The following is a 23,797-nucleotide window of genomic DNA, read 5'->3' on the forward strand; positions in this document are numbered from 1 at the left end:
ATATCATCCCGTTTATGCGCTACGAATACCTTCATACTCGGCAATAGGCTTGCGGCCTCGGAGTGCTAAGAAAGACAAAAACTGCTGAGCGGTGTGAGTAATGACTTTCTCACTATTAATTCCGATGCTGTCCATCAATTCACCAACCAAGTCAAGGTTACCCACATCGTGACAAAAATGGGCATCACTGCCCGTCGTAAAGAACACATCGAGTTCTTTGCCAATACGTGCAATGTCATAACAACGATCGACACTGCCTACTCGACTGTTACCTTTGAGCGTGGTGTTATTGATTTCAATCGCAACGTTATGTTCTTTTGCGCATTCTAAAACCGCTTGAAAATCGAAGTCGAAGTTTGGATTCCCCAAATGCCCGAGCGCATCAACACGACCATCTTTAATCACATTGAGCAATGCTTCAGTATGGGTTTCTTTGTTCGCAGGCCGAAAAACGGGCTCATGAAAACTGGCGATCACCCAATCTAGATTGCGATCAACGCTTAACGGAAGGTCAATATCGCCTTCCATACTGAGGATGTTCGATTCCACACCACGAATAACCGCGATCCCATCCAGAAAACGAGGCAGAATTTTTTGGTTAGAGAAAAACCAATAGTGAGGCGCGCCCGGCATCGACTCCGCATGGTCGGTCGTACAGAACATATCTAAACCGTTCTCTTTGGCCAATTTCGCGTTTTCAATCAAAGTACTATACGCATGCCCACTGGCGTACGTGTGTGTATGGGTATCAACCTTAAATTCCATCATCCATTCTCTTAGTGCGCTGTTTGAGTGTTATTGTATACCCTCACACCACCAACCGTCAGCCCAGTATTCGCCTAAAAATCTAACCTGGTGCTTTACTGAGGGGAGTCGCTACTCGCCGCCTAGGTGCACTGTTCACCCACCACACAAGATCAGCTTGAGGCGTTGTCTTTGTTAGGTTCTTGTTTTCAGCCAGCATTCCGTTAATAGCTTCACCTCAACAAAGAAATCATTTTGTTGAACACATTAAGTGGAAAATGAGTATAAAATAGAGGCATTATTTTTTACTCAAGGACGGTATATGACGTTGCATCAAACTTTAATCAGTGCGTTTTGTTTGGTAGCTCCAATATCGGGTATCGCTGCAGACCAAGCAACGGGCTCTGAACCAGATCTCTCAGCTGCCATCATTGGCGGCCAACCCACCGCTACGAATCAATTGCCTTTTTTCGCGCGGGTCATCCTGCATAAAACTGGGGCCAATCAATTTGCCAACATCTGTGGTGGTAGCATTGTCAACGACCGTTTCATTTTAACCGCGGCTCACTGCGTTGAACCGAGTGTTTTTACTGAAGAATGGACAACCAATGACCTGCGAATATTAGTCAAAAACCCGACAATGAACGATGTGTTTGTGGAAGAATTTAAAGACGTTCGCACCATCACGATTCACCCAGATTATGTGCCTAGCAATTTATGGATTAATGACATCGCCATCCTTGAATTGACTCGCCCTATCACCGATAACGTGCAATCTATTACTTTACCGCAAGACTTTGGTGACTACAGCAGCGCGGCGGTTTACCAGATATTCGGGTTAGGACAAACCTCAACGAGCGATAAAACAGGGCCGGACTATTTGCGCTGGGCTGAAGTAAAGCCACTCACCGATCCCCAGTGTGACTCGCTTGTGGATGGGTTTAACGCTCAAGAAAGCTTATGTGCCAATGGTTTCCCCGACCGCAGCTATACTGGGGTATGTAGTGGCGACTCCGGTGGCCCTCTCACCTACCAAGATAATAATGGGGTGTATCAGCAAATCGGTATTGTCAGTTATGGCTCATCCATGTGCGAATCCCCCTCTCTCCCGAGTGTATTTACGGAGATTTTGAACTACACATCTTGGATTACAGCGCAGACGAGTTCCGGGGTTAAGACCAGCTATAACGCGCTCTTAGCACGTTCGGAAGATTACCATAGCGAAGGTGACTCTGGCTTTGAACCTGTAGATACCAACACATCTGGCTTTGGTAACAACGGTAACAGTGGCGGTGGTGCCCTCGGCGCAGGGTTGATTATGCTTGGGGGCTGGTTTGGTTGGTTAAGACACCGCCGAGGTCGGTAGCGTTACAAGGTGTATGAGGCGCGCCATTATAATGTTTTGCGTTTAACGCGAGAATTGATGATGTCTTCTATCAGCTTTTGTTCTTTTTTGGCTTTTTCGTAACTCTGTTTCTTACGCCATCGTTCAAGCACTTTTTCTAGACCTTGAACGCGAGCATGCTTGTGTTCTAACTTTTTTTGTACAGACGCGCACTCTGCTTGCATCACCGCTTGTTCATGTTCATGGTGATGGAGCATTTTTTGTAGCATTTGATCGACGCGATTGACGTTCATCAACGTAGCGCTGGTGAGCGTTGGTACGGAACGTGCCGATTGTCCAGCGTGACCTTTCAAGGCAGACAACTGCTCTAGCTGCATCGATAGGTGGGAGTGACGCTGACGCATCGCATCGAGTTGTTGACCCACTCTATCACGCTGTTTTTCTTCCATTAATCGCAGCTTACCGACGGCTTGTATTTTGGCTTTCATTTCAGCGTCATCACACCCATTTGATTATGCACTTTTAAATAACTGCGCCAACTCAGTTAAACTGGTTGGGTAATCCACCGATTCATTCGCTGCTTGTTGCAGGTACGCACGTAAGTTCGGATACATTGCAACCGCTTGGTCTAACTCAGGATCTTGCCCTGGCTGATAGCCTCCTAGAGGCAGCAATTCTTTTACCTGCAGATAGTTGGAATATATCTGGCGAAAGTTATTCGCAATCGTGCTGTGTGCTTCCTCCGCACACGTACTCATACAACGACTTATCGACGCGTTAATGTCAATCGCTGGGTAATGCCCTTGCTCGGCTAATTGACGAGATAAAACGACATGCCCATCCAGAATCGCACGTGCCGAATCGACAACCGGATCTTGTTGATCATCGCCTTCAGCCAAAACCGTGTAAATTGCCGTTAAGCTGCCGTGTTCATTTTCACTATTACCTGCACGCTCTAAAAGCTGAGGGAGCACACTGAATACGGATGGCGGATAACCACGAGAAGCAGGAGGCTCACCCATGGAGAGAGCAATTTCGCGTTGTGCCATTGCATACCGTGTTAACGAATCCATCAGTAACAAGACATCTTTTCCTTGATCGCGAAAATACTCTGACACTCGGTGGCAAAGCAATGTTGCTCTTAAGCGCATCAGTGGCGATTCGTCTGCGGGGGCTGCGATAATGATGGCTTTTTGGCGTGCTTCGGGGGTTAGGTTACGCTCAACAAATTCACGCACTTCTCGACCGCGCTCACCAATAAGACCAACCACAATCACGTCTGCTTCAGTGTTCTTAGTGATCATGCCCATCAGGACACTTTTACCGACACCACTGCCTGCCATTAAACCAATCCGCTGACCTTTACCAACCGTAAGTAAGCCATTAATTGCGCGTACGCCTACGTTGAGTGGTGTATCGACGGGACGACGCCTCAGAGGGTTAATCGGTTTGGGTTCCAGTGAAACACGGTCTCCCCCTTTTAGCGGCGCACCATCATCCAAGGGTTCACCTAAACCATTCAGCACACGGCCTAACCACTGAGTACTCAGCTGCACGGTGCTGTCGCCATCCAGAGGAATCACCTTTGCACCAGCAAATAACCCGCCTAAACGGCGAATAGGCATAAGGTACGCAATGGTATGATCAAAGCCCACAACTTGAGCCTCGATCATATCGCCTTCTGCCGTTTCCACCAGACATCGTTGTTCGAGCTTAAAACGGCAGCCGACGGCTTGCAGCATCAAGCCGTTCACTTTTATCAAGCGCCCCGTCACTCGAGCGATGGGGATGGAATCAAGCGACGCCAGTGCATCGCTTAATCGCTCATTTAATAGATCATGGCTAAGGGTATTACTCATGCTCTGGCTCAACCTGCGCAATACTCACTTCATCCAAAAGATGCTGTTTGACGTTATCCATGCACGCCTCTAAGCGTGAATCACAACTGGCGTCCGCCTCTGCATCATCCGTCACCAATTGACAGCCGCCAATCGGCAACTGAGCATTCGCGACCAGTTTCCATGACTGCGGCAGATCCGCATTGACTTGAGTGATCCGCTCTAAATCTTGCGGATTCAAATGCACCGTGACCGTTTCTGCTTTACCTGGCATCGCGGACAAGGTTTCATCGACCAAAGCGAGGATCTGTTGCGGCATCAAGGTTAACTCAGCACGAACCACCTGCTGGGCCACCTTTTGTACCAATTCGCAAATCATATGACGTTGCTGTTGCTCTTTTTCATCTTGCCAACGAGACAGTGCATGAAAAAGCTCGTTCACAGGTTTCGCCGCTTCTAAGAAGTTTTGCTTTCCTGACTGCTCACCAGACACAAAGCCTTTCTGGAAGCCTTCTTTCTGACCATCTAACAAGCCTTGCTGCTTGCCCTGCTCGATACCTTGGCGTAAGCCTTCTTCATGGCCTTGTTGTAACCCTTGTTGAAAGCCCGCCTCAAGTTGCTGTTGAATATCAACTTGAGGCTCTTGTCTGCCCTGATTATCCGAACCAAACTCGTTATCTATTTCCGTCGGTTTCGCCAGCGGTGGAAATCGATGTAATCGATACCCACTCGGCGGCAGCCGCATGATGCTTGATTTTGTCTCTGACATGACGTTACTCCACCGTTGGCTCTTCGTAGAGCAGCAACTGAATATCACCGGACTCATCCAATTCACGGACCATTTGCATGGCCTCTTGACGCGCTTTTTGCACACGGCTTAGAGCAATACCGCCTCGAGCTTCCATATCGTCTTCCAATGCTTTCACCATACGTTGTGGCATTGAACGCTTAACCGCTTGCTGCAACGTAATATCCGAACCTTTGAGCGCGATAGCCCAAAGCTCAAGCGGAACTTGTTGCACGAGTATGTCCATGGTTTCTTCACGCTGGCGGCCAAGCACCATGAAGTCGAACATGTTTTCTTCAATCGCGTTAACAATATCTTCATCATGCAATTTCAGCATTTCCATTAACGCACCACGATCGCCTTCAAAGCAGTTAATAATGTCAGCGGCTTGTTTAACCCCCGACAGTGGCGTGCTTTGACTTGCAGAGACTTTCTCAATACAACGCTCTACTAGGTCATGTAGATCCGTGGCGACCTGATGGTCAATATCTTGTAACTGCGCAATACGGAACAAAATTTCATCATGATAATCTTGCGGAAGGTTCTTTAAGACCGCCGAAGAACTATCCGCTGGCAAGTATGCGAGGAAAATAGCTTGCATTTGCGGGTGTTCATTCACGATGAAACGGGCCAGTATTTCAGCATCCACCCACTGTAAACGCTGCATGTTGTTGCGAATTTCATCGCCATACAGGGTATTTAGCAGCCCTTTTGCTAAGTCATTACCTAATGCTTTACGTAACGTATTAGACAAGTACTCTTTCGATGCACCACGAATGCCACTGTGCTCTCGGAAATCTTCAAAGAAAGTTTGAATAACGCCACGAGCAGAATCACTCTTAATGCCATTCATCTTGGCCATTGCTCGAGTCACCCGCTGGGTTTCATCACGGCTAAAGTGCTGTAAAACCTTTGCGGCGGCATCTTCGCCCATGCCTAATAGCACGAGCGCAGTTTGTTCTACATAACTAAGCGTCTGCTTTGACGGAACTGTGTTCATTGATGTTTACCCATTGTTTCAGTATTTCGGCTACGCGCTCTGGCTCTTCGTTGGCAATAAGCTGTAGATGTTTCAATTGAATCTCTAATGGCGAGCCCGCTGGTGGCAACATATCGCTGTTAACATCTAAACCAGAAGAAGCTGCAATGCCTTTTTCTGATAAACGACGGTCAAGACCTTCTTCGTGCTCACGTTCTTCGCGAGTTTGTAGATTTTCGTAATCTGTCTCGTCTTGTGGCTCTGAAAAATCGAGTTCTGGTTTTGGTTTGTCGGCGCCAGTGAGATGCATGATTAATGGACGAAGGACGAAGAAAATCATCGCCAAGCCCAACATGCCACCAATCACGTAACGTAATGGCTGCTGTACGGTTGGGTCTTGCCACCAAGGCAGTGCCGGCGGCGCATCAATCTCAATCGGGGTAAAGTTGAAGCTCAATAAGCTCAAACTATCACCACGTTCTGCTGAAATCCCGACGGCGTCCATAATCATGGTTGAGATCTGAGCTTTATCTGCTTCACTCCAAACCTCACCATCAGGAGATGCTTTCGAGTTCAACAATACCGACACGCTCATTTTCTTAATTTGACCTTGTTGATATTGAGTACGACGAACACTGCTGCCTACCGCGTATTGACGATTCACTTCTGAACGCGCATTGGTATTTTGGCTGTCCTCTGTCTCCGCTTCTCCTGTTACCGGAGGTTGGTTACTTAATGAACCAGGCACACCGAGAGCAATTTGATCGACCGAGTTGTTATGAATCGTATGTTCGTTACGAACAACCGGCGCGTTATCGACAATCTCTTGAGTTTCTTCAACTTGGCTGAAATCCATATCGGCCGCGACTTGCACTCGAAAGTTACTCGGGCCCACGATGGGTGTCAGCATGTCCGATGCGCGCTGAATGATCTGCTTCTCAACGTTCTTCTGATACTCCAAATATTTAGCGTTCACTTTGCCGGTTTCTGCAGAGGCTATATCAGCACTTAGCAAACGACCATATTGGTCGATAACGGAAACAAATTCTGGCTTCATCGCCGTGACACTACCAACCACCAAGTTGATGATGGCTTCGACTTGCTCTGGTTTCAGATCCTCGCCAGGTTTTATTTCTAACATGACAGAAGCTGATGGGTTTTCACTATTTTGGCGTACAAATAAAGTTTGACGAGGTATCGCTAAGTGAACACGTGCATTCACTACTGCGTTTAAAGACATGATCGTGCGTACTAACTCACCCTCTAGACCATGACGATAGCGCGCCGTTTCCATGAATTGGCTCGTACCTAGAGAACTGTCTTCTTTTAGTGAATCCAACCCCGTTGGTAGCTTGGCTTTGACTCCCTTAGACGCCAACAACATGCGCAATTTAGCGACTTCGCCTTCAGGCACGAGGACTTGCCCGTTTTGCTCTTGCATGCGGTAATTCACGCCTTCACTTTCCAATACCGACACGATTTCGCCAATATCAAAACGTTCTTGTTGGCTGTATAACGGGCGAAAGCTTTGTGAAGAACTCCAGAGTGCAACAACAATAATCGCCGCAACGATGGCGGCTAATACTGCGGATAAAACCAGATTTCGCTGACTACTAGACCAGACTTGTTTCAGCTTATTAGTAACATCATCCATGCCATTCGATTTAGAAAATGCCGGGGTTGAGCCGGTGGCCATGGCCGTATTTCTAGCAACTTGAGGGGTTAGTTCTGACATCAATTACACCGGCATTTTCATAATATCTTCAAAAGAGCTCACTACTTTGTTGCGCACTTGCATCAAAGCACTAAAAGACAAACTGGCTTTTTGGCTTGCGACCATTGCACCAACGAGATCATCACTTTTCCCTGTTTCTACCGCCGTTACTTTTTGGCTAGCAACCGATTGATGTTGATTCACCGAGTCCAGTACATTTGTCATCGCTTGAGAAAATGATAGCGGTGCGTTGAGTGATTGTTGATCTAAAGGGTTTGCACTCACGATAAAATCCGGCGACTGTACTTGCGTCTGCATCGCCTGCATTTTTGACAACATGAGTTGCTCTGCCGAGACCGCATGAGTAGGTTGACTTGCCATCTATTCTTTCTCCTATTAGGCAGCCGAGCCTAGTGCCGACTGTAAATCAATACCATGTTCTCGCATTGCAGCGAGCTTATAACGTAGCGCTCGAGTTGAGACTCCTAACGCATTCGCTGTTTTTGTTCGGTTTCCACCAAACTGACGTAACTTGTCCAAAATAAATTGGTATTCAGCCTGCTTCTTCGCTTCCACATGGCCAAAGCTTGATGTTGGCTCTGCGGATGAAACAGGCGTCACAACATCAATAGGGAGCATCAGATCTTGCGCCGTGATGTAATCACCATGACGCATGACCAAAGCACGTTGAATGACATTTTCCAATTCGCGAATATTGCCCGGCCAATGATATTGGCTCAACGCACTGATCGCATCTTGAGATAATTGGCAACGACTGCCCTCTTGATACTTCTCAATAAAAAATTGACTGATCGGTAAAATGTCTTCTTGTCTCTCACGAAGTGGGGCCCAATGCAGCGGTAGCACATCTAATCGGTAGTAAAGATCCTCACGGAACGTCCCTTTACGAACCTCTTCACGGAGATCTTTATTCGTCGCGGCGATCACACGAATATCCAGTTGAATGGTTTTGTGACTGCCTACGCGCTCGACTTCTCGCTCTTGCAGCACTCGCAACAACTTCGCTTGAACTGCGGGTGACATTTCTCCAATTTCATCCAGCAGAATGGTCCCGCCATTCGCCTCTTCAAACTTACCACTTTGTGAGTTCATCGCTCCTGTAAAGGCCCCTTTTACATGACCAAACAAGACCGCTTCTAACATCGACTCTGGGATAGCAGCGCAGTTAACCGCTACAAATGGCCCATTTAAACGAGGAGAGTGCTCATGCACATATCGCGCCAGTACTTCTTTCCCTGTCCCCGACTCACCGGTAATTAAAACGCTGGCATTCGTACAAGCCGCGCGATGTGCCAATTGCAGCAACTGTTTGCTGCGCCAAGAGTTAGCAACGATATTGGCCATTGGCTTACTCAACGCTTCAACGCGCATCAGTAAATTGACCAGCTGATTGGCTTCAAATGGGCGCAAAAGGTAATCTGTCGCTCCAGACTTCATCGTCTCGGCCGCCAAAATTCCTTGCTCTTGATCGACGATCGCGATAACCACACCAGAATGGCGCTGCTTTTGATGACAAGCAACAAACTCACGGACACACATGTCAGGCAAGGTGGAACTGACTAAGGTGATCTCGGCGCGCTCTTGAAGTAATGCACCTCGGCCAGTACGAGTGTGTGTCACTGTATAGCCTGCATGTTGCAACACATCTAATACTGGTTGAGCTAGGGCCTCATTTGGCTCAATCAACAAAATATTCGTTTTCATCATTATTGAACCTTAACTTTCATTTGTTGGGTTTGCTGTTGTACATACATGGCGTTTTTCGTCTTAGTGCGCTCGTTATCTCTAACAAGACGTAACGTCACACGTCGATTTTTTGCTTGGCCTCTCGCTGATGCATTGCTTGTGATGGGATAACGCGAACCATGAGCTCTCACTTCAAGCATCGATTTATCAACCCCAAGCTCTTTCAATGCTTGTGCAACTTTCTCTGCTCGCTGCCGTGACACGGAAAGGTTCGCTAAACTAGCGCCTACATTATCAGTGTGACTATCGATGAGGATTTTGGTGATACGTTCATCAACCGAAACATAACTATGAAGTGCGGCGAGCGTTTCCTGTTGTGTGTGGCTCAATTCTTTCTGCCCAAACCCAAACAAAAGCACAAGGTCTCTTGCTTGCGCAAACGTCAGCTCAGGTAAACGCTGTCGACAAGCGTTAAATGACTTTAGCGCGCCTTCTATTTGAAGAGTGGGAATGACGATCTCCGATAAAATGGAAGCGCTACCTTCACCAAGTGACAATGTCACCCATTTACCTGTAGAAACAGACTCGAACAAAGCTTCAGCGCCTTTACTAAAGACAAACCGATGAGATGGTTTGGTAACGTTCAGAGACGTTAGGAGTTGTTTAGAAGCCTCACGATGCCAAGGCGCATTTTGGCTTAGTAAAATAATAGTGTGCCATTTGTTACTTTCATACTGAATATCGGAAATAAAACGAATTTCCCCTCTCACTTCCGATCGGAAATAAAACTTCCCATAAGAAGAGTTCATCTGCAATAAGTTGCACTCTAATTTTGTTCCTTTGTATTTCCATTGTGAAATATCCATAGGGATGGTTACAATTTCACCAGAAAATCCAAAATTAGGAAAAAGTAAACTGACGAAGAAGAATATTTTATAAATGATTAAACCTTTCCAAGGAGTGTATAACTTACATTTCCATGACTTACTCAGTTTAATTAAATATGCCAATAAACCCTGACGACTGGCACAGCTAATCATACTAATTACCTATTCTGAAATATTAAAATTGGTTAAAAAGCGCCCGCAAAAGTAGACCATAGGTCCAAATGGCAACTTTTTAACAGCAAAGCAACAATATTTATATTTTTATATATGAAAATGACCACTATGCCTTGAAAGGAGTTCCAATCGGCGAATAACGGCAGAAAGCGCTAGTGTTATTTTTATTTGTTCAGCAAATTTTAAGCAAAATTAACTCTTTTTAATTTTTATTAAAAGCTTCGTATGTAATCACATTGGCAACATATGAACTAAAGTCACAATCTGAAAGCTTTAAACTAAAATATCATTAAATATTCCGTGTAGACTACGCAGCTATTAAGTTCAAACAGTTTCGATTGTTAACGCACGGTAAAATATAAATGGAAAGTAGAGTTAGCGAGCCTATTTCTGATCTTCAACTACTTGACGTTGAATTATTAGGAAAGCCTATTCATATCATTCGCGAAAAACTCGAGAGTTTGATTGCGGAGTCTTGTTCTAGCCTTACGATAGAATTACAAAATTGGTTCAAAACAAGTAAAGTGGAAGCTAACTTAACCTCTGTAGATTTGCACCGCTTTAACCCGACACAGCTCGATAGAGACCTAACCTCTACCCATCAACACCAAGAAGGTGGGATGGTCTTTATTCATGGTGAGCCCCACATGCTAATAAAGCTCGCTGATCGCTTTTACGCAGCCAGCACAGAGCGCTCTGTGACGACGCTGACCGCGAGCGATCTGCGCTTACAAGAGCGAATCAGCCGCATCATCATTGGCTGGCTTGCGCCTGATCGCATGTGGCAAATGGGTGAATATGAAGCACCTCGAGGTATCGGCCTTAACGTGAAGCTAAACATCACGTGTGATGATCATCAAGGCACTATCCAACTCAAGCTTGATAGCCGCCTCATTCAAACGCTGATCGAGCAGCTTGAACTGCAACCCGATACTGATTTGTATCAACCATTCTGTCGCTCTTTAGAGTCGACCCCAGTTCGACTGAATATAGTTCTCAGCAAAAAGAAAATGGCCTTGAGCGACGTTATGGGTTTAAAACCCGACGACATTTTGCCTATTGAGCTGCTTAATACGGTTCCAGTAAGCATTGGTAACCAGTCTCTATTTACTGGCCGAATTGCAGAGCAAGATGGCCAACTTGTTATGATATTTAACCCGGATAAGGAATCGCAGTAATGAGCGAAGCGCCAGAAACTAAAGCATTTGACGCAGATGAGTTGAACTTTGACGACTTTCAACTAGAGGACTTTGAGACCGAACACACGTTTCAACCAGAACCTGTTGCTGCAGAGCGTGATTTGAGTTTTTTCAAAAGCATTCCTGTGACCGTCACACTAGAAGTGGCCAGTAAAGAAATTCCCCTCGGTGATTTAATGAAAGCGGGCGAAGGCACGGTTATCGAACTCGATAAGCTCAATGGTGAGCCTTTAGATGTAAAAGTGAACGGCTCACTGATGGGCCACGCTGAGGTCGTGGTCATCAATGACAAATATGGCCTTCGCTTGATTGATGTGAATGATTCCGCATTAAGCGGCGTTGGTCGATAATCTTTGGTAGGCATTACAATGAAAAACCTGAGCGCTTGGTATCGCTGGTTACCTCTTTTAGTATTGGTGTCGCTTTTGTTTGCTTTTCCGACGATGGCAGCAGACAACGGCTTAACGATCTTGTCCGTTTCTGATGGCGACACACAGCAAGAATACAGCGTTAAACTGCAAATTCTGTTGCTGATGACCGCGCTCAGTTTTCTTCCAGCATTCATTTTAATGGCGACGAGCTTTACTCGGATTATCATTGTCCTCGCGATTCTGCGCCAGGCGCTTGGTCTACAGCAAAGTCCACCCAACCGAATATTGGTAGGCATTGCGCTGGCATTGACCTTGCTGATCATGCGACCGGTTTGGAGCGACATCCATGAGAATGCGTTTCAGCCTTATGACAGTGGTGAAATTACGTTAGTGCAGGCATTTTCTGTTGCAGAGAAACCAGTAAGAGAATTCATGCTGGCACAAACTCATCAAAGCTCACTGGAACAGATGCTGCGCATCGCTAATGAGCCGCTCGATCAAAACGTCGAAGACATTTCATTTGCGGTGGTTCTGCCTGCGTTTGTGATCAGTGAGCTTAAAACAGCGTTTCAGATCGGCTTTATGTTGTTCATCCCATTCTTAGTCATCGATTTAGTCGTTGCGAGTGTTTTGATGGCAATGGGTATGATGATGCTCTCGCCTCTGATTGTCTCCCTGCCCTTTAAATTAGTGATATTTGTACTCGTTGATGGCTGGGCAATGACGGTTGGCACCCTATCTGCCAGTTTCGGTTAAATAGGAGCATGCTATGACACCTGAATTAACCGTCTCATTATTTTCCGATGCGGTATGGCTGATCATTTTAATGGTCGCGGTACTGGTCGTGCCCGGCTTAATCGTTGGCTTGTGTATCGCCGTCTTTCAGGCGGCCACACAAATCAACGAGCAAACACTCAGCTTCTTACCGCGCTTACTCGTGACGCTGTTAATGGTGATTTTTGCTGGTCACTGGATGATCCGCAAAATGATGGACTTGTTTGACTTCTTATTCCATAACATACCGGGGATGATCGGCTAATGGCCATCACATTTGCAGAACTCTCGGTGATACTCGGTCAACTATGGTGGCCGTTTTTTCGTGTCGGCGCGGTCTTTCTTTCGATGCCGTTCTTTGGTGATGCGATAATTCCCGTTTGGATTCGTACCTTGCTGGCACTCTCTATCGTCGTGATAACGGCGCCACTCATGCCGTCAATGCCGCAAGTCGAACTGTTCTCTATGACTTCTCTATACCTTGCCTTTGAACAAGCGATTTGGGGGGTAATGTTTGGCCTGATTTTACACATGCTGTTTAACGTATTCACCATGCTTGGCCAGATCGTTTCTCTCCAAATGGGACTGGGCATGGCGATGATGAACGATCCTATTAACGGACTTTCGGTGGCTATTTTAGGGCGTATCTTTCTTATCTTTTCCACCTTACTGTTCCTCGCACTTGAAGGGCATTTACTGGTGATCGATATCTTGATTCAAAGCTTTGTCGTTTGGCCAGTAGGTTCAGGCATCACATCACTTTCTCTGCAAGGGATCGTCAATATTTTTGGTTGGATGTTTGCCTCTGCGTTAGCACTTGCATTACCCGCTATCGTTTCGATGCTACTTGCTAATATCAGCTTTGGCGTAATGAACCGCGCCGCGCCGTCACTTAACGTGTATGCGTTAGGTTTCCCAATGACGATGCTGCTCGGCCTATTCAGCGTATTAATTTCGGTGTCTGGTGTTCCGAGTCGTTACACGGCACTTGTTCACGACACAATCAGGCACTTAAACAACTTCATGTTGGGGGGCGCATGAGCGATCAATCCTCGCAGGAAAAAACCGAAGACGCCTCGTCCCAGAAAGTCAAAAAAGCCCGTCAGGAAGGCCAAATACCTCGTGCAAAAGAGTTTACGACTGCGGTTATATTTCTCGCCGTCGCGGTCTATTTTTATACTCAGCTGAGTAGCCTTTGGGAAAGCATGTCCGGCATTTTTCGTTACAACATGATGCTCACTAGGGCGGACTTAGATAACCCAATAAAAATGATAGAGCAGCTCGGACAGAGTTTAGCGATGATCATCGACATGCTCTTGCCATTATTTACGGTGATCATCATCACGACGGTTGGCAGCAGCCTATTATTAGGTGGTTGGATGTTCCGCCCAGCCAATGTCATGCCAAAACTCAGCAAAATCGACCCTATGAGTGGCATCAAACGCATTTTTTCCACTCGTTCGGTGGTCGAATTATTAAAATCCACACTCAAGGTTGCTGTAATCTTTGGCATTTTATACGGCTATCTCAATAGTAACCTACAGCATTTGCTTGGCATGCAAAAACTGCCACTAAGCCAAGGCTTCTCTATCGTGATGTCGATTTTGTTTGAAGGGCTTTTATTAATGGGCTTCGCACTGTTGCTATTTGGTGTGATTGATATTCCTTACCAACGCTGGGAGCACCTCAAAGAGCTTCGCATGACAAAGCAAGAGTTAAAGGAAGAATTCAAGAACAACGAAGGCCGCCCAGAAGTAAAACAACGCATTCGCCAAATACAACAACAGTTTTCACGTCGTAAAATCGACAAGATGGTGCCAACGGCTGACGTGATTATTACTAACCCAACGCACTACGCTGTGGCATTAAAGTACGAACCCTCGCTGTCTGATGCACCATTTGTGGTAGCGAAAGGCGTAGACGAAACCGCCATGCACATTCAGCGTATCGCCCGCGAAAATAAAGTTGAGATCATCAATTCGCCACCACTGACGCGATCGATTTATCACACTACGGCGATTGAGCAAGCGATCCCCAGCCAACTTTACATCGCCGTAGCGCATATTCTTACTTACGTTTTGCAATTAAAAGCCTTCCGTAAAGGGGATGGAAAAGAGCCAACATCGTTGCCTCATTTTTCAATTCCAACACATTTACAGCACTGATTAACCCGCGTTTATCCAAGGACACGAAAGTATGCTTAACCGGTTAAAACAACTTCGAACCTCATCCAAAGGCTACATTGGCATTCCAATTGTATTGCTAATGATTTTGGCGATGGTGATTCTGCCCTTGCCTCCTCTGCTATTGGATGCGTTGTTTACCTTTAATATCGTATTGGCGATTTTGGTATTGCTGGTCAGTACGACCGCAAAACGACCACTCGACTTTTCTGTTTTCCCGACCATTTTATTAGTGGCGACCTTACTGCGCTTAACGCTGAACGTCGCATCAACACGAATTGTATTACTGGAAGGTCACAACGGCAGTGACGCCGCGGGTAAAGTGATTCAAGCCTTTGGTGAGGTCGTGATCGGCGGCAACTACGTTGTCGGTATGGTGGTGTTTATCATCTTAATGATCATTAACTTTGTGGTGATCACCAAAGGTGGTGAACGTATCTCTGAAGTGTCTGCTCGCTTCACCTTGGATGCACTGCCTGGGAAACAGATGGCAATCGACGCCGACTTAAATGCGGGTCTTATCGATCAAGAGACGTCTAGATTACGTCGTAAAGAAGTCGCCAACGAAGCCGATTTCCATGGGTCTATGGATGGTGCTTCGAAGTTTGTTCGTGGTGATGCTATCGCAGGCTTGTTGATTCTGTTTATCAACATCATTGGTGGTATCAGCATTGGTGTCTTCGAACATGGTCTCGCCGCTTCTGAAGCATTTAAAACCTATGCGCTACTCACTATCGGTGATGGCTTGGTTGCTCAGATTCCATCGCTACTCTTAGCCACAGCTGCTGCTATTATTGTCACGCGCATTAATGACAGCGAAAATGGCATGTCAGAGACCATACAGAAGCAATTACTGGCCACACCAGCGACGCTATTTACGGTTGCAGGAATTATGGTGGTGATTGGCATGGTGCCAGGCATGCCACATTTGGCCTTTTTCGCATTTGCCAGTGCGTTAGCCTTCGCGGGTTGGCGTCAAACCAAGCAACCGGTACAAGATTCTCAAATCGAGGAAGTGGAAGCGCTGTCGCAAGCCATGCAGGATGACGATGCACCACTGACATGGGATGACATTCCTCACGTTCAAACCTTGTCTCTTGCTCTTGGCTATCGCCTCGTGCATCTAGTCAATAAAGAACAAGGCGCCCCTCTATCACAACGCATTCGTGGTGTACGCCGGAACTTGTCTGAGCAAGTTGGTTTTTTGCTGCCAGAAGTGCGCATTCGCGACAACCTAAGCCTAAAGCCAAATCAGTATACGATTTCTCTCAATGGCGAAGTGACCGAACAAGGCTTTATTGAACCAGAGCGGTTAATGGCTATTGCCGTCGGTGAAACCTACGGCGAGATCGATGGTATTCTTGGTAGTGATCCTGCTTATCATTTACCCGCCGTTTGGATTGAACACCAAGATAAAGCCAAAGCCTTAAACATGGGCTATCAAGTGGTTGACGATGGTACGGTGATCGCAACCCATATTAGTAAGATCATGAAAACCAATCTTGCCGAACTGTTCACTCATGACGACGTTGAAGCCATGACGCAGCGTTTAACACAGCAAGCACCAAAACTTGCCGAAGCCTTAGCAGCAGCCCTAAACCCTGCACAGCAGCTCAAAGTATATCGCCAGCTTTTACTAGACCAAGTGCCGCTCAAAGATATCCGAACTATCGCCAATACAATGCTGGAATCCGCGGAGCATACCAAAGATCCCATTCTATTGGCGGCGGATGTTCGCTGCGCACTCAAACGTACTCTCGTTAATTTAATTGCCGGACAAAAGAATGAGCTGAATGTTTACGCTCTCTCTGATGAACTAGAGCAAATGCTACTAACATCACTGCAACAAGCGCAAACTTCAGGTACGGTTGTGCTGGATAGCTTCCCAATCGAACCAAACATTCTTGGCCAGTTCCAACAAAACTTGCCATTGATTAGGCAACAACTTAAGCAGCAAGGCCTACCACCAATTTTGTTAGTGATGCCGCAACTGCGTCCACTACTGGCACGTTACGCTCGCACATTTACGCAAGGGTTGGCGGTATTGTCTTACAATGAAATCCCAGAAAATAAACAAATCAATGTGGTAGGAAACCTTGGCTAATCTAATCTCAACGCATGCAATGCATACGTATATCGTTGAACTCGCAGAGCAGCATATCGTCATGGATGACGATCAATTAGTGTTTGACGCTTTAAAACACAACGATATTCAACACGCTTGCCAAGCCATCCGTGATGCTCAGTCAGGTGAGGTGGAATTCCAACACCTCACTTTACGTTTTGGCCTACGTGGTGAACAAAGCCTTTATCAATTCGAACTGTCTGAACAAATGCAATACTGCTTGGACTTGTTCAGTATGTATCTTTCATTACGACAAACGCAGTTTCAGTTAGAAATTTTCCATCCGGATTTGATCAGCAATGTCGTTGTACCGATACAGATTAATACGCTACTTTGGGATCCAGGCGCTTACTTTCTTGAGCAAATCATTCAGTTTCATTCGGCTGCTTTTCAACATGTGATTCCCTCTTTGCAAGCAGACGAAACCCTATGCTTGCATGACAAAGTGGCCACGTTGGTAGAAAAACTGAAAGAAAATGCGTACTCACTTTGGTTCGAAGTCGCTACCGCTCAAGTGCATTTCGAACGCATTGCTGAGTTTGCCCCTAATATGATCAAGTTGTCGGTCACACTCGAAAACAAAGAAGATCGACAGACCTTTCTCCCCATTGCCAAATTTTTACGCAAGTACAAGTATCCTTGGGTCGCAGGACGAGTAGCCAGCCAAACAGAACTCAATAGTTATCGTTTGCTGGGCGCCAGTTATTACTTCGGCTACTTCAGTGATATCCCGACCTCTCTCTCTTTTCAATCTTTTGACGAGGAATAGCGCCACCTCAATATCCAAACCAATGTAAGCACGAATTATTCGTGCTTTTTTTTTGGAATGCACATCACCAAACCATAATGCTTTTTAATTTTTTTAAGAATTTTTTCAGTTTCAAATTAATCCTTGCTCCCGACCGACCGCCTGTAGTTAGTGACTGGGGAATATCCCTCGAACTGACAGAATAATGACTACTTAAGGAGATTAAGATGGCTTTATCAATGCACACTAACTACGCATCGCTTGTAACGCAAAACACACTAAACGGTACAAGCAACCTTCTAAACACGGCCATGGAGCGTCTAAGCACGGGTTACCGCATCAACTCAGCAGCAGACGATGCTGCGGGCCTACAAATTGCGACTCGTCTTGAGTCTCAAACGCGCGGTATGAACGTTGCAATGCGTAACGCACAAGACGGCATCTCAATGATGCAAACCGCTGAAGGCGCGATGGACGAGATGACCAACATCACCCACCGCATGACTGACCTCGCAACGCAATCGTTGAACGGCTCTAACGGTGCAGACGAGCGTGCAGCAATGGACGCAGAATTTCAGCAGCTAAGTGCAGAACTAACCAATATCATGAGCAACACCTCTTTCGGCGGTCAGAAGTTGCTATCAGATGCTGGTGCATTCGGTACATCATCTGTTGTATACCAGATTGGCGCGACTGGCGCAGAGAAACTTGCTGTAAACGCAAAAACACAGCTAAATGCTATCTCTACAGCTGTTGGAGCTCTAGCGAACATCTCTACTGCTGGTGGTGCATCAACTGCACTTGCTGCACTCGCCACCAGTGCTGGTGGTGTGCTAGAAACGCTGGGCACGGCTCGTGCAGAATTCGGTGCGAACATTAACCGCCTAGAACACACCATGACCAACCTAGGTAACATGGTAGAAAATACCTCTGCTGCGAAAGGTCGTATCATGGATGCGGACTTCGCGGTTGAATCGTCAAACATGACGAAAAACCAAATGCTGATGCAAGCTGGCACAACGGTTCTTTCTCAAACGAACCAACTACCTGGTATGGCAATGTCTCTATTGCGTTAATCCCCCACTTAATACTAACCCCGCCTTTATGGTGGGGTTTTTTTGCTTTAATTGATTATGACACCTATATACCAACAACATATCGAACTGATTGAAGCCCGTTGGCCCGACGTTGCTCAAGCATTAAATCAGGCTGACGTTGATGCCCTACACTTCGACATAATAGAAAAAACAGCGATGACGCTGAAAGTCAACGGTGTGCAACTCTGCAGTGCTTACGACCCGACCGAAGAAGCATTCCGGTATCGCAGTGTCACCGCAAGCGACCACTACCATGTTTGGGGCATCGGCATGGGCAATGTGCCTGCTTTGCTCTCCCAAGATAACAATGCTCAATCGGTCACTCTGTATCTTTATAATCTATCGCTAGCCAAACTCGTTCTTTCTTTGGTGCCGCAACCTTGGCTTTCCGACCCTCGTTTCTCTCTGGTAGTAGTTAAAGAAGATGATCCTAAAGTAGGCGTACACTTAGCGAGCTTAGGCTTACCTGGTGCCATTATTATTAATGCCGATCGTGCGATCAGCCGCCTGTCGCATCAGTGGCTCTACTTCCGTATGGAAAACCGCGTCATGATTGCCATGGCAAACTCTAACTTCCGCCATAGCGATGATAAGCTGAAAGCGGTTGAGCAAGAAAACACGCCACTGTTAAAACGCCTTCCCTCTTCGGACGAATATTTACGTTACGATGTAAATGATGCAATTTGTATCGGAGCTGGTCCGTCATTGCAACAACACATTGATGAGCTGAAGTCCGTTTATCAACTGCCCAACCGACCAAAATTGATTGCGGCATCGACAGCGTGCAAATGCTTAATCGAAAATGGCATTAAGCCCGATGTGGTATTTGCAGTAGATATTGCCCTTGGTGATGAATACATTCCTTATGAATTGGCCAAAAACACCATACTCGTGTTTGGTGCACATATGCCAAAACGTGTATTCCAAAACTGGCACGGGGAAAAATACTACCTGCATTTGGGCGACTATACGTATGACCGCTTTGCGCAGATCTTACCAGTCAAATACCGTCCATATGCTTTTGGTTCAGTCATTCACCCATTGATTCACTGCACTCTGCTGCAAGGCGCGACACGTATTGCTTTGCTTGGTTGTGATTTTGGCTTTCCGGGGGAAATTATCCACTCTGGCCGTGAAAATCGAGCCGACGATCATAATGCCACCATGACCGCCCAGGTTCAAAATGGTTATGGTGAAATGATCAAAACCTCACCGACCTATCGTATGTTTGGCAGTGGGGTAGAAAACCTGATTGCGGCCGCGCCACAAACACAATTCTATAATTGGAGTCGCATCGGCGCAAAAATCGTCGGAGCAGAGTATTTTAATGTGGAGGCACTGTATGGAAACGGAAACTAATGCTACCCATAACATTTTTATCAAAACTTCAGATGTGTACTATTACGGCGACCATCTAACTGGTGATTTGATGTTAGGACGATGTCTTAAATTACTCACTAAGTTATTTGCCGTTCCGACTGAGCGAGCCTTACTGCTGGATATCGTATCTAAAATTAACCAAGCGCGAGAATTGCACGACTTTACCGCACTTGCCGATATCCTCAGATATGAAGTTGCGCCCCATATCAAAGCTATCAGTGATCGTTAATCACGCATTGTAAACCTCATCTGGTCGCTATCCCTGAGCCCAAGTTCAGGGATTTTTTATCACTCTTTTCTATCCACCACCGTCGATCCCCCGCACTCTATCAACCAAACTAGGCTGAAATCCGATTAAATATGTTTCGCTTTTCAGTCGCCTTTCATAATTGGAAAACACGACTTGGTTTTAGGGGAAGGCGGAAACCACAGGGTGGAATCACCGCTTCCTTCCCCCTTAGATAAACCCAACCTAAGTTACTGTTTTTAAAACAAACAAATAAACGGTATGCATCTTGCGATGTACTGTTCAATCATGGCATAGCACCTAAGCTATTTAGACCGAATAGAGATGAGAGAGGGAACAACCTCATGAGTTCTTTAGATCCAATTCAAATGGCGACCCAGTTCGCTACGTTCGATGTACAACCATTTCAACAACGCAACGAATGGCAAGCCAATAAATATCAGACGCAACTCTCGGCGCTAGGTAAAGTCGAAAGCGCTTTACGCGATTTCCGTACCACGCTAGACGAGATGAACAGCAGTACAAGCAGCATCATCAAAAACAGCGCAACCCTTTCTCAAGACGGGTACTTAACCGCGGATGCTGACGCCAAAGCCATCACCGGCAACTACCAAATTTTTGTCGAGCAAATAGCAACGGCACACCAAGTATCTACAGGCATGCCTGCTGATCTCGATGCAACAACTGAGATCCCAACCACGGGGTCACTTGAGTTCACTATTAATGGTGAAGCCATGACTCTGGATCTCTCTACGGTAGATAAAGACGGCGATGGCAAAGCCACAATGAGCGATCTCGCAAGCGCCATCAATAACGACCCCAGTAATCCCGGAGTAAATGCCACCTTGGTGCGTTCCAATGGTCAAACTCACTTCATGCTCTCGAGCACGGAAACCGGGGTTGATAATGCCATTAATGTCAGCGCTACAGGTACAGGCCAGACATGGTTTGAAGACGCATTTGTGAACGTCTCTGATATTACCGCACCGCAAGATGCGGTGATGTGGATGGGCGCTGAAGGATCTGGGTTAAAACTCACTAACGCCAGCAACACCTTCCAAGGGGTGATTGACGGTGTCGATATTACCGTGAGCAAGGCTCAAACCTCTGGGGAAGCGCCTATCAGCTTGAACATTGGTGCCGACAATGAAGCCACCCAAGAACAGATGGATAAGTTCGTCGAGGCATACAACAGCCTCGTTTCCACCATCGATAAATACACCAAAATTGGCGGTGAAGATGAAACGCGGGGAGTACTAGCCAGTGACCCGACTCTGCGCAGCATTGAAAGCCAACTTACCAACCTGATTCGTGGCGAGCACGGTGGAATGCGCCTCAGTGAAGTCGGCGTGACCTTAGATCGCAACGGCAAAATGAAAGTTGACCAAGAAAAATTCAATGAAGCGCAAAAGAATAACAGTACAGGCTTAGAAGCGATGTTTAATGGTGATGGCGGCTTACTCGATTCGCTTGATGCAATGGCCGAACCCTTTTTGAAATTCTCGTCGGGTGCATTTAATTCTCGTAAAGACGCTCTGCAATCAAATTTAGACCGCATCGATGACAAACAAGCAACGTTAGAGCGTAAGTACGAGATGTCTTACGACCGCTATCTCAAGCAATTTACGCAAATGAACCAAATTATGACTCAAATGAACCAAACCATGTCAATGTTTGGCTAAGGCTTTAGGAGAAATACTCATGCTTATGGACTCAGGTTACGACTCGTATCAGCAAGTCGATCTCGATGCTCAAGCAGCAGCAGCAAACCCTCACCAACTGGTCATTATGTTGATCGATGGCTTACTCGACGAAGTCGAACGTATTCGCGGCCATCTGGCAGCGACTCGTTTGGCCGAGAAAGGCCATGGGATCAACAAATGCATGAACATCTTAATTGGACTAACCAGTGCGCTAGATGATGAAAACGGTGGCGAAATCGCAGAAAACTTGCGCCAGCTTTACGACTTCTGTCAAGTCGAACTTTATTACGCCAGTGTGCAAAATGACGCAGACCGTTTGGTCAATGTTGAGCGTGTAATGGGTAACATTCGTGAAGGTTGGATGAGTTTTGGACAACAAGCATAAAGTATCGCCAGAGCGATTCCGTCATTTATCTCAGCTTATCCAATTCGCAGCAAAAACAGCGGATTGGCATGCTCTTAAACGCTATGACTTGCAGTTGCGAGAACTTTTGATCAGCCATAAACCTTTTTTGCAAGATCCAAAGCTCGCCCCTGAAATTCAACGTGCAAAGGCCGTTCATGCTGATGCATTTGCCGCATTGGAAAAGTCAACTAACGAGTTAAAAAGTGAGATGGACATGGTGAACGATCATCAAGAGCGCGCAATGGCTTACCAACTGGCAATGACTATGGATCTGACCCAATGATGGTATCTTATTCAACGCAACTGTCTGGCAATCCGTCTTCTACCAGCGAAGGTAAAGTCACGCAAGCCAGAACCGTGCATGGCTTTTCACAGCGTCATTCTTCAGAACACAACCAGCAAGCTGGCTCTAAGTTAACGTCTGTTGAAACTGCGCCCAGTTTTCGTCTTACCGCGGCAGCATTATCCGCATCCGACGTAAAAACGACGCAAGAGACAGCAAAAACAGAAAAGAATGACATTGATACAGATGAACATTCAAGCTCTGAATCCATGGCTGCGTTAACGAGCGCGTTGGGAGTCCAAGAAGAACCTAGTCTCGCGGCGCAAGCTCAGGATCTGCTCAAAGGTATGCTTCCCCTAATGGGAAAACAGGCCGAACAACCCGGCAAAACACCGTCTTCAACCGTGAGTAGCGAAGCCAGACCTATCAGGCAAGAACAAAACAGCGTCTTGCTCAACACTTCGTCAAAGCAACAAGAAGTCCAACAAGGTCTTGCGGCGGCTTCGCCAAGCTCACGCTTGTCGATATCTAGTGCTGATTTTCAAGCCTTACTGAGTCAACCCACTCAAAATCAACCGATGGCGTCACCACTCCAAGTACAGGCTCCAAGTGCACACGCACCTACTCCCGCTTCTGCTACGAGTCATATCCAAACTCAAGGTTCTGAGTGGGCCGCTGTGCGTGTGGATACCAGTGCTGGAAAGTGGGGTGAGCAAATGATGCAGGTCTTGCATGACCGAGTCACTCTCCAAGCTCAACAAAACGTACAAGAAGCAAAAATCCGTCTCGACCCACCTGACTTAGGTAAGTTGGATTTGCATGTACGCATGGAGGGTGACCGACTCAGCGTGCAGATCAATGCCAATACTGCCGCAACGCGAGAAGCCTTAATGCAAGTATCTGAACGCTTACGAACTGAGTTACAAGAGCAAAACTTCATCCACGTCGATGTGAATGTAGGCTCAGATCAAGGTCAGGAACGTCATCAACCCCATACAAACGAAGAAGATACCACTATTTTCGCTGCACGAGAGTCCAGCGCGTTTTCATCCAATAAAACAACAAACTATTCAGAACACTGGCTGAGCACTCAAGCCTAGCAAATT

25 protein-coding genes are annotated in these 23,797 nt (G+C 46.5%); 16 read left to right on the forward strand and 9 right to left on the reverse strand.

Annotated features, from left to right (window positions below; genetic code table 11):
* Positions 1-12 precede the first annotated feature (12 nt).
* Positions 13-765, reverse strand: a complete 753-nt coding sequence (locus tag ATG66_RS04980) for a phosphatase (RefSeq protein ID WP_179885610.1) — start codon at positions 763-765, stop codon at positions 13-15.
* A 301-nt stretch (positions 766-1,066) separates the two neighbouring features.
* On the opposite strand from ATG66_RS04980, the gene ATG66_RS04985 reads away from it, so the two are divergent.
* Entirely contained in the window at positions 1,067-2,110 is a 1,044-nt protein-coding gene (locus tag ATG66_RS04985) for a S1 family peptidase (protein WP_098414245.1), read from the forward strand.
* Between the two features lie 26 nt (positions 2,111-2,136).
* Here the strand turns inward: ATG66_RS04985 and fliJ are convergent, their stop codons facing one another.
* The 8 genes from fliJ to ATG66_RS05025 are packed head-to-tail and all read right to left on the reverse strand — an operon-like array spanning position 2,137 to position 10,154.
* The gene (gene fliJ, locus ATG66_RS04990; RefSeq protein ID WP_098414246.1) at positions 2,137-2,577 is read right to left on the reverse strand and encodes a flagellar export protein FliJ; all 441 of its coding nucleotides are present in this window, start codon (positions 2,575-2,577) and stop codon (positions 2,137-2,139) included.
* 24 nt (positions 2,578-2,601) lie between these two features.
* Positions 2,602-3,948 (reverse strand): flagellar protein export ATPase FliI, encoded by a 1,347-nt coding sequence (gene fliI / locus ATG66_RS04995; RefSeq protein WP_098414247.1) that lies wholly within the window; start codon positions 3,946-3,948, stop codon positions 2,602-2,604.
* A complete protein-coding gene (fliH, locus tag ATG66_RS05000) occupies positions 3,941-4,696 on the reverse strand; it encodes a flagellar assembly protein FliH (RefSeq protein ID WP_098414248.1) in 756 nt (251 codons plus the stop codon). Before fliH ends, fliI begins: the two co-directional genes overlap by 8 nt.
* A 4-nt stretch (positions 4,697-4,700) precedes the next feature.
* Positions 4,701-5,714, reverse strand: a complete 1,014-nt coding sequence (locus ATG66_RS05005) for a flagellar motor switch protein FliG (protein WP_098414249.1) — start codon at positions 5,712-5,714, stop codon at positions 4,701-4,703.
* The gene (gene fliF / locus ATG66_RS05010) at positions 5,683-7,428 is read right to left on the reverse strand and encodes a flagellar basal-body MS-ring/collar protein FliF (RefSeq protein ID WP_098414250.1); all 1,746 of its coding nucleotides are present in this window, start codon (positions 7,426-7,428) and stop codon (positions 5,683-5,685) included. Before fliF ends, ATG66_RS05005 begins: the two co-directional genes overlap by 32 nt.
* Before the next feature lie 3 nt (positions 7,429-7,431).
* Positions 7,432-7,788 (reverse strand): flagellar hook-basal body complex protein FliE, encoded by a 357-nt coding sequence (gene fliE, locus ATG66_RS05015; RefSeq protein ID WP_098414251.1) that lies wholly within the window; start codon positions 7,786-7,788, stop codon positions 7,432-7,434.
* Between the two features lie 15 nt (positions 7,789-7,803).
* Positions 7,804-9,135, reverse strand: a complete 1,332-nt coding sequence (locus ATG66_RS05020; protein WP_179885592.1) for a sigma-54 interaction domain-containing protein — start codon at positions 9,133-9,135, stop codon at positions 7,804-7,806.
* Positions 9,135-10,154 (reverse strand): MotY family protein, encoded by a 1,020-nt coding sequence (locus tag ATG66_RS05025; protein ID WP_098414253.1) that lies wholly within the window; start codon positions 10,152-10,154, stop codon positions 9,135-9,137. The genes ATG66_RS05020 and ATG66_RS05025 overlap by 1 nt, the downstream gene beginning before the upstream one ends.
* Positions 10,155-10,537: 383 nt before the next feature.
* Between ATG66_RS05025 and ATG66_RS05030 the strand changes: the two genes are divergently transcribed.
* The 15 genes from ATG66_RS05030 to ATG66_RS05100 all read left to right on the forward strand — a co-directional run bounded on the left by ATG66_RS05030 (position 10,538) and on the right by ATG66_RS05100 (position 23,791).
* A complete protein-coding gene (locus ATG66_RS05030) occupies positions 10,538-11,353 on the forward strand; it encodes a FliM/FliN family flagellar motor switch protein (RefSeq protein WP_098414254.1) in 816 nt (271 codons plus the stop codon).
* The gene (gene fliN / locus ATG66_RS05035; protein WP_098414255.1) at positions 11,353-11,724 is read left to right on the forward strand and encodes a flagellar motor switch protein FliN; all 372 of its coding nucleotides are present in this window, start codon (positions 11,353-11,355) and stop codon (positions 11,722-11,724) included. The genes ATG66_RS05030 and fliN overlap by 1 nt, the downstream gene beginning before the upstream one ends.
* Positions 11,725-11,742: 18 nt before the next feature.
* A complete protein-coding gene (fliP, locus tag ATG66_RS05040) occupies positions 11,743-12,501 on the forward strand; it encodes a flagellar type III secretion system pore protein FliP (RefSeq protein WP_098414256.1) in 759 nt (252 codons plus the stop codon).
* 13 nt (positions 12,502-12,514) lie between these two features.
* On the forward strand, positions 12,515-12,784 hold the full coding sequence (gene fliQ, locus ATG66_RS05045; protein ID WP_098414257.1) for a flagellar biosynthesis protein FliQ: 270 nt from the start codon (positions 12,515-12,517) through the stop codon (positions 12,782-12,784).
* Positions 12,784-13,560 (forward strand): flagellar biosynthetic protein FliR, encoded by a 777-nt coding sequence (fliR, locus tag ATG66_RS05050; protein WP_098414258.1) that lies wholly within the window; start codon positions 12,784-12,786, stop codon positions 13,558-13,560. Before fliQ ends, fliR begins: the two co-directional genes overlap by 1 nt.
* Complete coding sequence (gene flhB, locus ATG66_RS05055; protein WP_098414259.1) at positions 13,557-14,684, forward strand: flagellar biosynthesis protein FlhB; 1,128 nt, start codon at positions 13,557-13,559, stop codon at positions 14,682-14,684. Before fliR ends, flhB begins: the two co-directional genes overlap by 4 nt.
* A gap of 31 nt (positions 14,685-14,715) precedes the next feature.
* Entirely contained in the window at positions 14,716-16,806 is a 2,091-nt protein-coding gene (gene flhA / locus ATG66_RS05060; RefSeq protein ID WP_098414260.1) for a flagellar biosynthesis protein FlhA, read from the forward strand.
* A complete protein-coding gene (locus tag ATG66_RS05065) occupies positions 16,799-17,596 on the forward strand; it encodes an EAL domain-containing protein (RefSeq protein ID WP_098414261.1) in 798 nt (265 codons plus the stop codon). Before flhA ends, ATG66_RS05065 begins: the two co-directional genes overlap by 8 nt.
* A 206-nt stretch (positions 17,597-17,802) precedes the next feature.
* Positions 17,803-18,651 (forward strand): lateral flagellin LafA, encoded by an 849-nt coding sequence (gene lafA, locus ATG66_RS05070; RefSeq protein ID WP_098414262.1) that lies wholly within the window; start codon positions 17,803-17,805, stop codon positions 18,649-18,651.
* Between the two features lie 57 nt (positions 18,652-18,708).
* Entirely contained in the window at positions 18,709-20,031 is a 1,323-nt protein-coding gene (locus tag ATG66_RS05075) for a 6-hydroxymethylpterin diphosphokinase MptE-like protein (protein WP_098414263.1), read from the forward strand.
* Positions 20,015-20,281 carry a hypothetical protein gene (locus tag ATG66_RS05080; RefSeq protein ID WP_098414264.1) on the forward strand — a complete coding sequence of 89 codons (267 nt, stop codon included), beginning with the start codon at positions 20,015-20,017 and terminating at the stop codon, positions 20,279-20,281. Before ATG66_RS05075 ends, ATG66_RS05080 begins: the two co-directional genes overlap by 17 nt.
* Before the next feature lie 362 nt (positions 20,282-20,643).
* Entirely contained in the window at positions 20,644-21,981 is a 1,338-nt protein-coding gene (fliD, locus tag ATG66_RS05085; protein WP_098414265.1) for a flagellar filament capping protein FliD, read from the forward strand.
* 19 nt (positions 21,982-22,000) lie between these two features.
* Entirely contained in the window at positions 22,001-22,387 is a 387-nt protein-coding gene (fliS, locus tag ATG66_RS05090; RefSeq protein ID WP_098414266.1) for a flagellar export chaperone FliS, read from the forward strand.
* Positions 22,371-22,691: a LafD gene (locus ATG66_RS05095; protein ID WP_098414267.1), complete on the forward strand. Its 321-nt coding sequence runs from the start codon at positions 22,371-22,373 to the stop codon at positions 22,689-22,691. Before fliS ends, ATG66_RS05095 begins: the two co-directional genes overlap by 17 nt.
* On the forward strand, positions 22,688-23,791 hold the full coding sequence (locus ATG66_RS05100; RefSeq protein WP_098414268.1) for a flagellar hook-length control protein FliK: 1,104 nt from the start codon (positions 22,688-22,690) through the stop codon (positions 23,789-23,791). Before ATG66_RS05095 ends, ATG66_RS05100 begins: the two co-directional genes overlap by 4 nt.
* The last annotated feature ends 6 nt before the right edge of the window (positions 23,792-23,797 follow it).

The organism is Vibrio sp. ES.051, assembly GCF_002563795.1.
In the GTDB taxonomy this organism is placed as follows: domain Bacteria; phylum Pseudomonadota; class Gammaproteobacteria; order Enterobacterales; family Vibrionaceae; genus Vibrio.

What these genes read in the sequence shown, in the direction of transcription:
- ATG66_RS04980 (WP_179885610.1), bottom strand. Translation starts at nt 765, where the DNA reads ATGGAATTTAAGGTTGATACCCATACACACACGTACGCCAGTGGGCAT.
- ATG66_RS04985 (WP_098414245.1), top strand. Translation starts at nt 1,067, where the DNA reads ATGACGTTGCATCAAACTTTAATCAGTGCGTTTTGTTTGGTAGCTCCA.
- fliJ (WP_098414246.1), bottom strand. Translation starts at nt 2,577, where the DNA reads ATGAAAGCCAAAATACAAGCCGTCGGTAAGCTGCGATTAATGGAAGAA.
- fliI (WP_098414247.1), bottom strand. Translation starts at nt 3,948, where the DNA reads ATGAGTAATACCCTTAGCCATGATCTATTAAATGAGCGATTAAGCGAT.
- fliH (WP_098414248.1), bottom strand. Translation starts at nt 4,696, where the DNA reads ATGTCAGAGACAAAATCAAGCATCATGCGGCTGCCGCCGAGTGGGTAT.
- ATG66_RS05005 (WP_098414249.1), bottom strand. Translation starts at nt 5,714, where the DNA reads ATGAACACAGTTCCGTCAAAGCAGACGCTTAGTTATGTAGAACAAACT.
- fliF (WP_098414250.1), bottom strand. Translation starts at nt 7,428, where the DNA reads ATGTCAGAACTAACCCCTCAAGTTGCTAGAAATACGGCCATGGCCACC.
- fliE (WP_098414251.1), bottom strand. Translation starts at nt 7,788, where the DNA reads ATGGCAAGTCAACCTACTCATGCGGTCTCGGCAGAGCAACTCATGTTG.
- ATG66_RS05020 (WP_179885592.1), bottom strand. Translation starts at nt 9,135, where the DNA reads ATGATGAAAACGAATATTTTGTTGATTGAGCCAAATGAGGCCCTAGCT.
- ATG66_RS05025 (WP_098414253.1), bottom strand. Translation starts at nt 10,154, where the DNA reads ATGATTAGCTGTGCCAGTCGTCAGGGTTTATTGGCATATTTAATTAAA.
- ATG66_RS05030 (WP_098414254.1), top strand. Translation starts at nt 10,538, where the DNA reads ATGGAAAGTAGAGTTAGCGAGCCTATTTCTGATCTTCAACTACTTGAC.
- fliN (WP_098414255.1), top strand. Translation starts at nt 11,353, where the DNA reads ATGAGCGAAGCGCCAGAAACTAAAGCATTTGACGCAGATGAGTTGAAC.
- fliP (WP_098414256.1), top strand. Translation starts at nt 11,743, where the DNA reads ATGAAAAACCTGAGCGCTTGGTATCGCTGGTTACCTCTTTTAGTATTG.
- fliQ (WP_098414257.1), top strand. Translation starts at nt 12,515, where the DNA reads ATGACACCTGAATTAACCGTCTCATTATTTTCCGATGCGGTATGGCTG.
- fliR (WP_098414258.1), top strand. Translation starts at nt 12,784, where the DNA reads ATGGCCATCACATTTGCAGAACTCTCGGTGATACTCGGTCAACTATGG.
- flhB (WP_098414259.1), top strand. Translation starts at nt 13,557, where the DNA reads ATGAGCGATCAATCCTCGCAGGAAAAAACCGAAGACGCCTCGTCCCAG.
- flhA (WP_098414260.1), top strand. Translation starts at nt 14,716, where the DNA reads ATGCTTAACCGGTTAAAACAACTTCGAACCTCATCCAAAGGCTACATT.
- lafA (WP_098414262.1), top strand. Translation starts at nt 17,803, where the DNA reads ATGGCTTTATCAATGCACACTAACTACGCATCGCTTGTAACGCAAAAC.
- ATG66_RS05075 (WP_098414263.1), top strand. Translation starts at nt 18,709, where the DNA reads ATGACACCTATATACCAACAACATATCGAACTGATTGAAGCCCGTTGG.
- ATG66_RS05080 (WP_098414264.1), top strand. Translation starts at nt 20,015, where the DNA reads ATGGAAACGGAAACTAATGCTACCCATAACATTTTTATCAAAACTTCA.
- fliD (WP_098414265.1), top strand. Translation starts at nt 20,644, where the DNA reads ATGAGTTCTTTAGATCCAATTCAAATGGCGACCCAGTTCGCTACGTTC.
- fliS (WP_098414266.1), top strand. Translation starts at nt 22,001, where the DNA reads ATGCTTATGGACTCAGGTTACGACTCGTATCAGCAAGTCGATCTCGAT.
- ATG66_RS05100 (WP_098414268.1), top strand. Translation starts at nt 22,688, where the DNA reads ATGATGGTATCTTATTCAACGCAACTGTCTGGCAATCCGTCTTCTACC.